This window comes from Paenibacillus sp. FSL R7-0198 (genome assembly GCF_038000415.1).
In the GTDB taxonomy this organism is placed as follows: Bacteria; Bacillota; Bacilli; order Paenibacillales; family Paenibacillaceae; genus Paenibacillus.
Genome location: NZ_JBBOCB010000001.1, coordinates 1,756,128 through 1,770,190 on the forward strand (window position 1 = coordinate 1,756,128; position 14,063 = coordinate 1,770,190).

Annotated in this window: 12 protein-coding genes; 2 read left to right on the top strand and 10 right to left on the bottom strand. The window is 45.9% G+C overall.

Going from position 1 to position 14,063, the window contains the following annotated elements; genetic code table 11:
• Positions 1 to 48 precede the first annotated feature (48 nt).
• Positions 49 to 1,221, top strand: a complete 1,173-nt coding sequence (locus tag MKY87_RS07455; RefSeq protein WP_340963625.1) for an aminotransferase class I/II-fold pyridoxal phosphate-dependent enzyme — start codon at positions 49 to 51, stop codon at positions 1,219 to 1,221.
• Between the two features lie 223 nt (positions 1,222 to 1,444).
• On the opposite strand, the gene MKY87_RS07460 is transcribed toward MKY87_RS07455, so the two are convergent.
• The 3 genes from MKY87_RS07460 to MKY87_RS07470 form a co-directional block, all read right to left on the bottom strand.
• On the bottom strand, positions 1,445 to 3,493 hold the full coding sequence (locus tag MKY87_RS07460) for an iron ABC transporter permease (RefSeq protein ID WP_091028157.1): 2,049 nt from the start codon (positions 3,491 to 3,493) through the stop codon (positions 1,445 to 1,447).
• The gene (locus tag MKY87_RS07465; RefSeq protein WP_133385711.1) at positions 3,490 to 4,491 is read right to left on the bottom strand and encodes an ABC transporter substrate-binding protein; all 1,002 of its coding nucleotides are present in this window, start codon (positions 4,489 to 4,491) and stop codon (positions 3,490 to 3,492) included. The genes MKY87_RS07460 and MKY87_RS07465 overlap by 4 nt, the downstream gene beginning before the upstream one ends.
• A 182-nt stretch (positions 4,492 to 4,673) precedes the next feature.
• Positions 4,674 to 5,216 carry a CueP family metal-binding protein gene (locus MKY87_RS07470; RefSeq protein ID WP_340963628.1) on the bottom strand — a complete coding sequence of 181 codons (543 nt, stop codon included), beginning with the start codon at positions 5,214 to 5,216 and terminating at the stop codon, positions 4,674 to 4,676.
• Positions 5,217 to 5,380: 164 nt separating this feature from the next.
• Between MKY87_RS07470 and MKY87_RS07475 the strand changes: the two genes are divergently transcribed.
• On the top strand, positions 5,381 to 6,013 hold the full coding sequence (locus MKY87_RS07475; protein ID WP_340963630.1) for a TetR/AcrR family transcriptional regulator: 633 nt from the start codon (positions 5,381 to 5,383) through the stop codon (positions 6,011 to 6,013).
• Positions 6,014 to 6,119: 106 nt separating this feature from the next.
• Here the strand turns inward: MKY87_RS07475 and MKY87_RS07480 are convergent, their stop codons facing one another.
• From MKY87_RS07480 to MKY87_RS07510, 7 genes are all read right to left on the bottom strand, one after another.
• Positions 6,120 to 6,890 (bottom strand): SDR family NAD(P)-dependent oxidoreductase, encoded by a 771-nt coding sequence (locus MKY87_RS07480; protein WP_338588111.1) that lies wholly within the window; start codon positions 6,888 to 6,890, stop codon positions 6,120 to 6,122.
• 182 nt (positions 6,891 to 7,072) lie between these two features.
• A complete protein-coding gene (locus MKY87_RS07485) occupies positions 7,073 to 7,309 on the bottom strand; it encodes a hypothetical protein (protein WP_091028144.1) in 237 nt (78 codons plus the stop codon).
• A gap of 249 nt (positions 7,310 to 7,558) precedes the next feature.
• On the bottom strand, positions 7,559 to 8,272 hold the full coding sequence (locus MKY87_RS07490) for a collagen-like protein (RefSeq protein WP_340963632.1): 714 nt from the start codon (positions 8,270 to 8,272) through the stop codon (positions 7,559 to 7,561).
• A 327-nt stretch (positions 8,273 to 8,599) separates the two neighbouring features.
• Positions 8,600 to 9,625: an NAD(P)/FAD-dependent oxidoreductase gene (locus MKY87_RS07495; protein ID WP_339789942.1), complete on the bottom strand. Its 1,026-nt coding sequence runs from the start codon at positions 9,623 to 9,625 to the stop codon at positions 8,600 to 8,602.
• Positions 9,626 to 10,642 (bottom strand): ABC transporter substrate-binding protein, encoded by a 1,017-nt coding sequence (locus MKY87_RS07500; protein WP_339789939.1) that lies wholly within the window; start codon positions 10,640 to 10,642, stop codon positions 9,626 to 9,628.
• 102 nt (positions 10,643 to 10,744) lie between these two features.
• The gene (locus tag MKY87_RS07505; protein ID WP_339789938.1) at positions 10,745 to 12,370 is read right to left on the bottom strand and encodes a helix-turn-helix domain-containing protein; all 1,626 of its coding nucleotides are present in this window, start codon (positions 12,368 to 12,370) and stop codon (positions 10,745 to 10,747) included.
• Positions 12,371 to 12,596: 226 nt separating this feature from the next.
• Complete coding sequence (locus tag MKY87_RS07510; protein ID WP_339789936.1) at positions 12,597 to 14,006, bottom strand: PTS transporter subunit EIIC; 1,410 nt, start codon at positions 14,004 to 14,006, stop codon at positions 12,597 to 12,599.
• Positions 14,007 to 14,063 lie beyond the last annotated feature (57 nt).

Here is a 14,063-nt window from a genome sequence, read left to right on the forward strand (position 1 = left end):
TTATTAATGAATATGCGTACGAAGAGGATTGGAGGCTGAATCATCATCATGAACTTTGCTAAACGAATGGATCATTTCAACGAAGGAATTTTCACCCGGTTGCTGGAGATCAAGCGCCGCAGACTGGAGAACGGACTGCCGGTTATTGATCTCAGTGTGGGTACGCCGAATATCCCACCTGCGCAGCATATTATAACTGCACTATGTGAGGCCGCAGCTGATCCGGCTAATTATATATATGCAGTGAATGATCAGAGTGAGTTGCTGCAAGCTGCAAGCGATTGGTACAAGCAACGCTATCAGGTCGAGTTAGACCCGGCAACACAGATCTGTTCCTTGCTCGGTTCACAGGAAGGGCTGGCACATATATCCCTCTCCATTGTCGATGAAGGTGATCTGGTGCTGGTCCCTGACCCCTGCTATCCCGTCTTCGCGGATGGGCCGTTACTGGCAGGTGCAGAACTGTATTATATGCCGCAAAAAGAAGAAAACGGGTATGTTATTCAGCTTCAGGATATACCGGAAGATATCGCTCATCGAGCGAAATTCATGCTGGTCTCCTATCCCAACAATCCAACAACCGCGATGGCACCGGATCAGTTCTATCTTGACCTGATTGCCTTTGCCAAGAAGTATGATATTATCGTGCTCCACGATAATGCGTACAGTGAACTCGTATTTGACGGAAAGTCATGTGGAAGCTTCCTTGCATTCCCTGGCGCCATGGACGTCGGTGTGGAGTTCAATTCCCTGTCAAAAACGTACGGACTGGCCGGAGCGCGAATCGGCTTCTGTGTGGGCAATACAACCATGGTCTCCATGCTGAAAAAGCTAAAATCCAATATGGATTACGGGATGTTCCTTCCGATTCAAAAAGCAGCAATTGCAGCCATTACCGGTGATCAATCCGAGGTTGAACGGGTCAGAGCTATTTATGAACAGCGTAGAGACATCCTCTGTGAGGGCTTCAGCAATCTCGGTTGGCCGATTGCCAAACCTGAAGCAACGATGTTCGTCTGGAGCCGGATTCCGGCGCACTACGACAGCTCAGAGCAATTTGCCATGGATCTGGTCACACATGCGGGTGTCATTGCAACCCCAGGCAGTGCCTTTGCTCCTTCAGGTGAAGGGTATGTGCGCTTCGCGCTTGTTCAGGATAATGAAATATTGCAGCAAGCCGTACAATCCGTCGATGACAGCGGGATTCTGAAATCCAGCTAACGGGAGTACGATTCGAATGTGCTCAAGCAAAAATCCCCTCAAGGTCCACAGGGAGTAAGAGTTTCACGTTTGAAAACGTGATCTCTACTTCTCGTAGACGTGAAGGGGATTTTTTTCATTTTCAGAGGACTAAACATTCATTGGGTGATTTAAGATCGCAGCTGAATGGTACCACGTGATAGCAAGAAGCCTGCTCGGGGAGCAGGCTTTTTGTTTCAACGATTTATACAGACTTGCGCCAATTAGAACGATACATCAGATACAGGAAGTACGGTGTTCCGATGATCGCAATGAGTATGCCTGATGGAATCTCTGTCGGTGCCATGACGGTTCTGCCGATAGTATCGGCGAGCACCAGCATGACTGCACCCGCTAATGCGGATAGGAACATGGATCGTCTTAACTTATTCCCCGTCAGTAGCCGTACCATATGTGGTGCAATCAGCCCGATAAAACCAACGGTTCCTACACAAGCAACCGCACCTGCTGCAAGTAATACACCAACTGTCATGGCCAATAATCGTGTGCGACGTACTCCGAGACCAAGCCCGGATGCACTGTTGTCGTCAAATACCAGCAGTTCGAATCTGCGTGCCAGCCACCAAGCCACCGGTACCAGAATAACTAAAAATAATCCGATAACCCTCACCTGTTCCCAGGTACGAGCATAGGTGCTTCCTGTCAGCCAGATATATCCGCTGCTACCGTATACCGCACCACGGACAATCAGAATCTGAATACCTGCTCCAGCAATGGCAGACATCGCGATCCCCAGCAACACAACCGCCGAAGGGTTCAGTCCTTTCTTCCAGGCGAGGGAGAACACAACCACTGCAGCAATGGCTGCACCGATAATTGCCGCAATTGGCAGCAAGTATATCGGAAGACCCGGCCATAAGATGATGACCATCATTGCTCCAAGCCCTGCACCTGAGGACACACCAACAATTGAAGCATCTGCCAGCGGGTTACGTACCGCCATCTGAATGAGCACACCGCTGATTGCCAGTGCAGCTCCTGCACCTGCGGCAACAAGAGTACGCGGAATCCGAAGCTGAATCAGCGCGGAGAACAGTCCATCCGATTGGAACAGACTTGGTAACCAATCGGCCAGCGGAATTCGCATACCACCAAACATCGTACTGAGCAAGATAAGCACGACCGTTATGACTGAGAATAATACAGCCATCGGGCCAAATGCAAAGCGACGCGCAGCTCCTCCTGTGCTCATTGAAGTTGACATGCCTGATCCGTTTGCAGCCTTCATACGTGTAAGAACAAGCCAGATGAGCCACGGTGCACCAATGATCGCCATAACGGCACCCGTTGGCAGTTCCATGCTGGAGTTATGCACCATCTTAGCGAGGACATCTGCTCCAACCAGGAGCGCTGCGCCCCATATGAACACACCGGGTAAAAGTAATCGATTAGAACGTACACCACTCAATCGAACCAGATGAGGTGCAACCAATCCCACAAAACCAATCGGTCCAATTACACTGACAATCACGGCGGCCAGCAATACAGCGAGGATTAACCCTCCTGCACGAGCCAATGCAACCTTTTGTCCCAAGGAAGAGGCCGTTGATTCATCCAACTCCAGCATATCCCACTGTCTGGACAGGATTAATGCGAGAAGGGTAATACCAACCACCCAAGGCAAAGCATAAAACACACCACTCCAGTCATTCTGGACAAGTGTTCCTGAACCCCAAAGGAACAACCCTTGTGTCTCCATGGAGAAAAAAATATGTAATGCACTCGTAAATGAACCAAGGACCATCGATACAATCATACCGGACAACGCAAGTCGAACCGGGCTTGATGTTCGTCCGCCGCCCATGAAATAAGCCGCAAATGCTGCCAGCAAACCACCTAGGGCTGCGAAAAGAAAAGGCGACTGACTTAATAGACTTGGAAAAGCGATAGCTCCCAGCACCACCACAAAGTATGCTCCCGCATTAATGCCCAGCGTATCTGAAGCAGCCAGTGGATTACGAGTAATCGTTTGCAGCAAAGCGCCCGCAACAGCCAGTGCGCCACCCGCAAGAATACCGATCACTGTACGCGGCATGCGCAAGTCCCAGACCATATTGTGCTCTAATGAATCCTGTCTGCCTGTAAGAGCGTCCCAAACGACATGCAATGGAATGGATGCTTCTCCATAACACAGACTTACAAAAAAAAGCACGATGAGAGCGGTTAGACCGCCCCCATATATGCTTATTGTGCGCCAATTCATAGCTGGCTTAGATCCTTGAACCGAACTCATTTGGTAATCGCCTCGACTACCCCATCAACCAATACTTTGGAGGAGATGGGTCCACCAAATGTCCATGTTGTGCTATCGAGTTGATATGTGCGTTTTTCCTTCACAAAGTTCAGTCCGTTCCAAACCGAGTTATCTTTCATGGCTGTGCCAAAGACGTCATCGTCTGGTTGTGTAATATAAATGAAGTTACTGTCCTTCACATCGGTTAAGGATTCAATGCCTACTGTAGAGAAGCCATAGTTTTCAACTTTGTCCGGCTGCCAATCGTTAACCAGTCCGATTTTGTCCAAAGTACCAATCACAACCGAGTTATCGGTAAACATACGCAGGCTGACTGCATTTTGATATGTGAACGCTTGTGTCAGTGCAAAGTTAAAGTTTTCTTTCCCCGCAGCAGCCAGTTTTTCTTTGGCTTCTACATAGTGCTGATCGAGATTACTCAGAACTTCTTTTGCTTTGTCTTCTTTACCGAGAGCTGTTGCAATGTTATTAAAGATCTCTGTCATCTTGTCATAATCATAGCCGTCACCATCATACGGATCATATTCAATCGTTGGCGCAATCGCGTTAAGCTGATCGTAGACCGCCGTGTTATTATCTGCATTAGCAATGATCAGATCTGGCTTCAATGCAGCAATAGCTTCCAGATTTGGTTCACTGCGTGTTCCGATATCCGTTACACTGTCATCCAGTGCTGCTTCGGATGTTACCCACACTTTATAGTTAGCGTTATCTGCGTTACCTACTGGTTGAACACCCAGGGCAACAACATCTTCCGTATATGTCCATTCAAGCGTAACGACACGTTCTGCTGGCTTGTCCAGCTTAAGCTCTCCACGTTTATGCTTCACAGTAACAGGACCTGCTGTCTCTTCAGCCGGAGCACTACCCGAGCCACTACCTTGACTTGTATCTGTTGTAGTCGTGGTTTTACCACAGCCCGCCAAAACCAGCACAAAGGCCAGCATAATCAACAGTCCATTCAACCCTTTTTTCATATCTCTATTCTCCCCTGTTAATATGTATTTATATGATAACAATTATCATTATCACTATTGGATTATGCCGTAGGAATGGATTTTTGTCAATGGAAAGTACCTTATTCCCTTTCTTTTATGAAATAAAAAAGGAAAGGGAGAGCTCAAAAGCCATCCTTTCCTTCTACTGTTTGCTGTTTGCATTAACTCAACTGCATCGTAGTGATGCATGTATTATCATTTTCGTATGTAGACAATTGCGTTTCCGCAACCTTTCCATCTCGAACAATACGAATCAGATAGATTCTGTCTCTAGGCACCCAAAAATCCATAAATCCGTTTGCACCAGACTTCATCACTTCATCTTTCATAAAAGTGTTGCCTTGAGAATCGTGAATGGTAACACTGAATTCCTTATTGCTCATTTCCCCCTGACAACCGGTCAAGCTATGAATTGCACAGGGATGGGTCTGATCCACATAGGGTGCAATGGAAAGGAAAAATTCATTTTCAGGCAAATCGTATGTAGTGGTCTTTTTATCTTGATCGGTTACGATTAACTGTTTGGCATTGATGGAGGCAGATTCGGGTGTCTCTTTTCCTGTGCTGATATCTTCCACCAATTTTCGGATGTTGGGCGCATTGGCTGTACCCGCCTCTTCCTTGCCCGTATTACTTGCAAACAGATAGGTTCCGATTACAATCACAGCTGCAATACCTGCAATGATCCATATTTGTTTTTTCATCTGGAGTCCATCTCCTCGTCCGTTTTGGTTTATTATAAGGTAGAACACAGTGATACGGACAGTTTACGACACCAAAGTCACCATATATTCACATTTTTGTATTGTAGTAAGCGTAATCTGCTGCCTGTGCACTGTATCATTGATAAGTAAGGGAGGTTGTGTATATGTTTAAGTCTCCATCTGTATCTGACACCGATCGAAGAGTACACAAATCCAAACATGCTCTGAAGTCAGCCCTTCTGGAATGGATGTCCCGTAAGCCATTGGCCAGTATAACCATCACCGATATTGTCAAATCCGCCGATTTGAACCGCAGCACATTTTACAAGCATTATGTATACAAAGAAGACCTGTTTGATGAATTGTTAAATGACGTGATTGACGATTTAAAATTAGCCTATCGAGCACCCTATCAGCATTTCCGAGATTTCGATATTAAGGACCTTAACGCCTCAGCAATTCAAATTTTCGACCATGTGCTGGCTCATGCCTCCTTCTATACATTATTGGTTCATTCAAACGTGCTACTGGATTTCAGGGATACACTCTATATAACACTTAAGAACTTGTATCTGGAGGATGTGACCGATCTGTCGCCTGATCCACGGTTGGATAAAGAACTTCTCGCCTGTTATCAGGCTAATGCCGTTCTTGGTTTAATTACGGGTTGGGTGCAAAGCAACTTCAAATACAGCGCTTCCTATATGGCCGAACAACTGCTGGAATTCACTCGCATGAACCGATCCCAAGAGATCTATCGGTCTAATCTCCATTCTGCAACGAGTCCATCAAGATAACGTTACGCCATAACTCAGTAGTGGGATCTGTTGTTAAAAAGAGGTACTGTCTCCCTTGAAGCTTGAGAGACAGTACCTCTTTAATATGTCAAAACGTTTATTTTAATTAGTTGCTGATCCATCCACCATCTACAGGCAACTCAACACCTGTAATGAATTTGGATTCATCAGATGCCAAAAACAGGTAGGCGTAAGCAATATCCATAGATTCACCAGCATGTGGAGGCAGTGGAGCAAGATTTTTGTAATTCTCCCCCATCTCCACCTGGGATTTGATGCCTGCTTTCTCCACCATACCCGTAAACACAGCACCCGGGTGTACGGAGTTCACACGGATATTATCTTTGGCGAACCATTGTGCACCGTGTTTTGTCAATGAACGTACAGATCCCTTGGAAGCACTATAAGCCGCGCCCTGAGCATCCGCGATTCCACCAATGATTGCTGCAATGGAAGAGGTATTAACGATGGAACCTTGTCCATTCTTCTGCATATAAGGAATGACTGCTTTCATGCCGAGCCATACACCTGTTCCATTAATAGACATAACTTTGTCCCAATCCTCTAGCTCAGCTTCCAAAATGCCTTTGGCCATATGAATTCCGGCATTGTTGACCAGAATATCTATTTTGCCGTATTTCGATACGGTTTCTTCCACAACAGTGTTCCAGGACTCTGGGCTGGACACATCCAGCTTTAACGCGATAGCTTCCCCGCCATCGGCTACGATCTGTTTAACCTGTTCCTCCAAAGCCTCGACTGCCACATCGGTAGCCACTACCTTGGCTCCTTCTTTTGCAAATAATTGAATACCTGCCAATCCCATTCCACTTGCGGCACCGGTTATAATTGCAACTTTTCCAGTTAATCTGCCCATTTCATATCATCCTTTCCTATTACGATGAATGCCTCATTCTGACACCCAACCTGTTAACACCTTTAGTATACGGATGAAATGAAAGCTCTTTCAATCAGCAAATAAACAGCCTTTTGTGGGATAACCGATAGCTAAGTATGGATCTGTTTATTCCCCAGATGTTAATCAACAACATGGACAACTTATGTTGGTTTTATTTTCAATCTACGAGTACTGCCAAAATCCGGCGATGGGATCTGTCCATCTACATTCACTGAATTGGCAAGCAAGTACAGTGCCCCATAACCAAAGACATACTCTTCAAACATTCCATCCGAATAGCCATCCTCATCAATTTGGATGAAAAAATCGTATCCGTCCTTATGCAGAGCTAAAAAGTAACTATCCACTTGCTTAAGTATCTTGTCCAGCTTGAACATAAAGACGGTCGTAATCTTAGTGCCCCCATACCTTCGGTAGCTACTAGCACCGTGATTCTTTTACCCAGACTTGGGGAGCTTAGCTTCGAAAACGGAGAGAGTAGCGGCGATGCCCTTTAATGTCATCGTCCCGCCACTCTCAAGCCCCCGATAAATCAGACTATCTTTTTGAATAAATAGACTTATTGACTGGATAAAACACATAAACTTTTATTTTTATGCTGACATAGACTATATTGAGAATCCGAATTAAGGAGTCAGTTTTAGAATGGTCACAGTGGTATTTAGATTGTTATGCAACTGTGCAGGAGTTGCATTCGCATTTACCAGCTGGATCGTCGTCGGAACCGTTGTAACCGTAACAATAACTTCAGCAGATATAGGTCCACCTCCATTACCTGTGAATGGCACAGGTGTTATGGGCGTTCCATTTACCGTGAGGTTGAAATCCGCATTGCCCTGATTATGAATGCTAAAAGAGATCAAGTAACTTCCTGTTTCATTGATTGTTATCGTGGAGGACGGCGGCACAAAAGTGAATGCACCTCCAACATTAGCCAAAACCCCGGTTAAAGTTATTGGTGAGTTGCCAGGTACTGTGTCTGTGCCTGTGCCAGGATCTGCTCGGAAAACACTTAGGAAATCGGATATTCCAGCCCCAACTGGACCGGCCGGACCTGTTGCTCCTGCTGGGCCTACTGGACCCACTGGACCTACTGGACCCACTGCTCCGAGCGCGCCTGCTGGCCCGACTGGCCCTTGTATACCCGGAATCCCTTGCAGTCCTTGTGGTCCCGGTATCCCTTGAGCACCGGTCGCTCCTCTGAGACCTATCGGTCCTTGTGGTCCCGGTATCCCTTGAGCGCCAGTTGCCCCTTTTGGACCTATCGGTCCTATTGGTCCAGAAGTTCCTTGAGCGCCTTGCGGTGCATTAACAACAACCTTAGGTCTAACCTTTACCACCTTAACCTTAACACGACAATGCATGCTTTGTTTAAATTTACGTCTACAAATGCGTTTTCCATGACGATTTAACAATGAACTCACCTCCGTGATATTTCTCCCCATACTATGTGTATCCATCACAAGGGGCATAGACTATTAACTATAAATTAGAAAATTTTAGTGCCCATAATGAGAAAATTGGTCTATGAATCCAGTCTATAACATGAATGTATAGACCCATTTTCAATATAAAATGCAGATAAAAAAGCCAGTCGAACACGAGATATTCTCGATGTTTGACTGGCTTTTGCTATGCTTATCCCTTTCGCACAGGTTCTTCTTATTTTACAATAGTGCTTTGTTTTTCTCATAGAACCGGGCATTGTGAGAGGATACACCTGCCATATCGGAAGCAGCAGGTTCCAGATACGTCTTGGCGCTGTTGACGGCGAGCACCGCATCGTTAAAAGCACCTGCGATCAGCCTGACTTTGCTTCCATAAGTGATAAAGTCACCTGCTCCGAATATGCCTGGAATGTTGGTACGCATGCGCTGATCAACAGATACGCCGTAGTCTTCACGCGCTAGCCCCCATTGCACGAGGTTACCAAAATCACGATCATACCCATGGCTTACAACAACTTCATCCACTTCGACATGTGTGATCTCATCGGTTTCTACATGGGCCAACTCGACACGATCGATTTTATCACCTTTACCGTATAAGCGAGAGATAGTATATGGCGTCATGACGTTGGCTTGAGCTTTCATCTGAGCAACAGGCGACTCATGTCCGGTAAATTCATGACGTCTGTGTGCTACTGTAACTTCACTTGCGATCTTGCCTATTTCATTCGCCCAGTCGACTGCGGAATCGCCGCCGCCTGAGATCAGAACACGCTTCCCGGCAAATCGGTATAGATCAGTTACGGTATAGTGCAGATTTGTCAGCTCATACCGATTGGCACCCTCGACATCCAGCTTTTGCACCTGGGTCATGCCTCTGCCCGCACATAACAGGATGGTACGTGTGTAATGACGTTCGCCTGTTTTGGAAATGAGTACAAATACACCATCCTCACGTCGTTCAAGCTCGGCTATTTCCTGCCCAAATACAATCGTTGGATCGAACGTTCTCGCCTGTCTCTCCAGCGATTCAATCAGCTTCTCACAGCGAATCGGATCAATCCCGCCCACATCCCAGATCAGCTTCTCCGGGTACGTACGCATGAATCCACCCAGTTCCTGCTTGGCTTCGATGATCTTGGTACGCATGGCTCTCATACCACTATAAAATGAGGCATACATGCCAGCAGGCCCACCACCAATGATCGTAATATCGTAGATGTCTAATTGTGTCTCCGTTGTCATTTAAGGCACCAACTTTTCAACAACATAGTCCATCAATTTTACAGATCCAATCGGACCCACACCGGATACGAATTGGCTTGTCTTCAACGGGAAGACATGATCATTCTTCACAGCCTCCAGATTCGACCACACCTGGCTTGCTTTCAGATCTTCCATGGATTTCTTCGTGTCATAACCTACGAGGGTTCTATCTTCCAGAAAAATATAATCTGGATTCATCTCAGGCAAAAACTCCAGTGAGAACTGGCTAAACCAATCTGTAGAGTCTTTGATCGCTTCAGGGCTATTCAGACCCAGGATATCATAGAAGAAAACACTGCTGCTTCCTCCTTTGGGACCCATGAAACGGTAACGATTGTGCTCTACCCGGAGAACCAATACGGTCTTGTCTCCCAGGGCTGCCGCAATTTTCTCTTTCGCTTGTGAGGCTTTCTCATCAAATTCAGCCAATACTTTGGCAGATTCTTCGGTCTTGTCAAATATGGCAGCCAGCTTTGGCATAGCACGTTTCATTTCACTGTTGGCATCCAGTGCCACCGTAGGAGCAATTTTGGACAATTCATCATATACGCCCTGTTCCATACCTTCGCCAGCTGCAAGGATCATATCCGGTGACAACGCAAGCAACTGCTCATAATTATATTGATATTGCTCAACTTCAATGATCTGGACTCCATGTTCTTTCAAATAATCAGGGCGATATTCCGCTTCAACTTCTGGAGTTAACAAAACGATTTGAGGTGTAACACCCATTTCAATCAGATACTCGGCATAGATCGAATCAAACACAACCAGATTTTGAGGATGAGTTGGAATCGTTACTTCTCCAAACTGATCCTTCACCACCTTAGTCCCACTTTCAGTCGCTGTTTCTTCTGTTGTATTCGTTGCTCCTTCAGTTGGAGTACCTGCTGTTCCAGCTGTAGCGTTCCCTTCAGTAGTTCCACCGGAACATGCCGCCAGCATCATACTGATCACCAACAGCATGATGGCTAACCCTTTAAATCTTCGTGACATGATATACTTCGCCCCTTATGTACATTGATAATGATAATTATTATCAAATAGTATCAAATAAGAAGTGTTGCTTCCATAGCATATCGTGCGTATTCGGTTGGATTATTGTGCTCTCTCATGAAAAGGTTCCGTAAGATGGCGAACGATCTGATTTAGAATCAGAGTGTGACCCGTAATTCCGTGACCGTCTACCCACAGGTGAGTATCTACGTAAAATACCCGATTATTTTTCACAGCCTTCAGCTCGTTCCATTGCGGACTCTCCCATAGTTTCCTCATATTCTCTTCAGCGCTGAAGTGCTGCATGATCCGCTTCTCCACAAACACATAATCGGGATTGGCTTGTGTCAGTAGTTCAAGCGAACAAGGATTAAACCAGGCTGTACCTGAATCCAGTGCTTGCGGCAGTGTTAATCCAAGCTGTTCATATAACAAGTGTGATACCCCGTGTGAATGCCCACCCAGATATCGATAACCAAACGCTTCTACCCTTAGCAACATGACTGTGGCCGCGGATTGGATGATGGGTTGCAACTGTTGCTTAGCTACGCTGACTTCGTGTTTCATCTGCTGATGCAGTCTATAAGCTTCTTCTTCTTTAAGAAACCAGACTGCCAATTGATCGAGCATTGGTTCTACATCTTGATGAAGTCCAGTTAGAATCGGTGCAATTGTGCGCAGCTCCCTTTTGACCTCTTCCGTCAATACGCTTCCTATCAACATCTCCGGTTGAATTTGTCGAACAAGTTCTATCTCCACCTCATACTGTGTTACCTCCAGCATCTCTACTCCATACGCTGTAAATTGTTCATGATGATGTGGGGACAACAGGATCGGGGTGACCACTACGGCATGGGGGATGACACCCAGATGAATCATAATTTCTGCACAGATTGGAGAAAGTGATACGATCTTGCGCTGCGTCATCGTCTGCCTATATATCTTAGGTGATACGCCAGTCAGTTGTTTGAAGCGTCGGCTAAAATAATGAGCATCTTCAAATCCAGTCTTTTTGGCAATATCCTGTGAGGTTGCAGCTGTTAATATCAATTCTTCCTGCGCACGGTAGATTCGGTAGTGTGCCAGATAATCCAGAGGTGGCTTACCATATCGCTCGCTAAATTTGCGGGAGTAATGCCATGGACTGATTCCGGCAATCTGAGCTAACTGTGTACGTGTAATGACCTGATCATAATGCTGCTGCATGTAGTCAATGGAGCGAAGTATACCGTGTTCTGGCTTCAACTCGTTATCCGGCTGTTTCCGATATAGATTACTTAACAACTCATATAACAAATGCTGATGGCCAACCCTTTCTGCACTCTGATCCTGTGTATGTACTTCACTCCAATGCTGAATGATACTTGCCAGACCTCCACCGGACAGTTGCACTTTCTGATACGCCTCTCCTGACGGTAACCGCCATTCAAACTTCTCAGCTTCCCGTCGATCATGCAGCACCGAATATGTATCGAACTGAACATGCCAGCCTGCCAGATCCAGGTTGCCACCTTCAATGACCTCCATTACAGAGTTCTCTTCAAGCGCAATTAATTCACCATAGGAGACGTGAACTCGGTGTCCATTTATATTCCAGATCGCTTTTCCATCAATGATAAATATCAAGGTGTGACTGGGAAAGTGATGCAGCTCGCCTTTTGTTATCCATGCGTTGCTTAGTGCATTCGTTGACTTCCATTGAGCAATCCATTCCATGTTGTCAGACATAGGTTATCCTTTCAAAGGGATTAGTAATCCAGATTTATAGGTTTCACTATATCAAAATACATGACAACTCCATAACCAACAAGCTATGGCTTGAATAAAATGGTGGACAGCTACTGAGCATTTCATACTTGTATTATTCAGATAAAACTCAAAAGAGCCCGTACCATCAGGTATAGGCTCTTTCTTACAACTTTAACACTACTTTTTCAAAAGTACGTTTTACGTATTACTCAATGCTGGCCTTCGGTGACCCCTGTCCCCGTTTCTGTCCTTTTCTTGCCATCCAATACGTCAGTCCACCTGAGACACCGAAAGCAATAACCACACCAATGCATGTGTGTAACAGATTCAGGCTACCCTCTTCGATGAAGAGAGGGAGGCTGACCAAGCTCGGATTCCCCACCATAGAAAATGCCTTGACAGATAACAGTCCTAAATACAGTCCACCCGCAGCTCCACCCAGCAATGCAGCGTAGAAAGAGGATCTTTTTCTCATGTTGACCGCATACAATGCAGGCTCTACAACTCCAAGGAGGGCTGTTCCCGTTGCCCAGAAAGCAAGTCTTCTGGATGCTGGCTCTTTCGAATGCAAAGCGTTTGCAAGCGCAGCCCCTGCTTGTCCTACAATCGCCACTAACATGGCAGCAATCACCATAGAACCACCATTCATAACCATTTCATTAATGATGATGGCAATTATCCAGTAGTGTAATCCCGTAATTAACATCAGTGAGAAGACCGCTCCCAGTAACATCACCGACACCACTGGAGCATTAGTTACTAGTGTATCCAATGCCTCCGGCAGATGTTCATCAATCCAGGTGCCGACTGGACCAAGAATCATCAATACTAGCGGAACAAGAATCAGTAACGTCAGGAATGGAGCAACCATCCCTTTGGAAAATTTTGGACTACATCGTTCAACAACTCTTTCCAAGAAGGCGGCTACACAGATCGTTAGAATGACCCAGATGGGCGTAGAGTAAAAAGCAGGCTGGGACACCAGTGGCAAACCCAGGAAATGCACCTCTTTTTCCCCTGACATCAGCATCGTCATCTCCGGATAAAACATGAGTCCGCCAATCGATGCAGCAACATAGATGTTGCTCTTCAACCGATACGCTGTGCTGATTGCTACCAATATAGGCAGTACATAAAATACACCGTCTCCAATGATCCTGAAGATCGTAAAGGTCTGGCTGTCCATCAATACAGAAGAATCCGCAGAACTGTACGTATCCATTAACGCAATAATGGCGATTATAATTTTAATAACAGCGGCTCCGAGAATTGCAGGCATCAAGGGCCTGAACACATCGGATACAAAATGTAAGATCGAGAATCTGTTCTTCTTCGTGTGTCCTTCTTCCTGCAACGCTGTCGTTGTCGATTCCCAAGCGTCCATACCCAGTAACGTATTGTAGATAAGTGAAGATTCATCTCTTATTGCCAGATGGCACTGCTCACCCGTTATCCGAATATCTGCCACGACATCTGAGGAAGCAAGAATAGACATGTTCAATTGAGTACTGTCCTTTATTACCAGCGTTGTTGTGCCCTTATCATGTTCTACAAGCTTGATGTTCTCCTTGCCACCTGCGAGTTTCAACCAATCTTCAATCTGTGTGTCATGCATTATGTACGATCTCCTCATATTACGGTAAACCCGTGTTTTGTGATGTGTTATGATCTA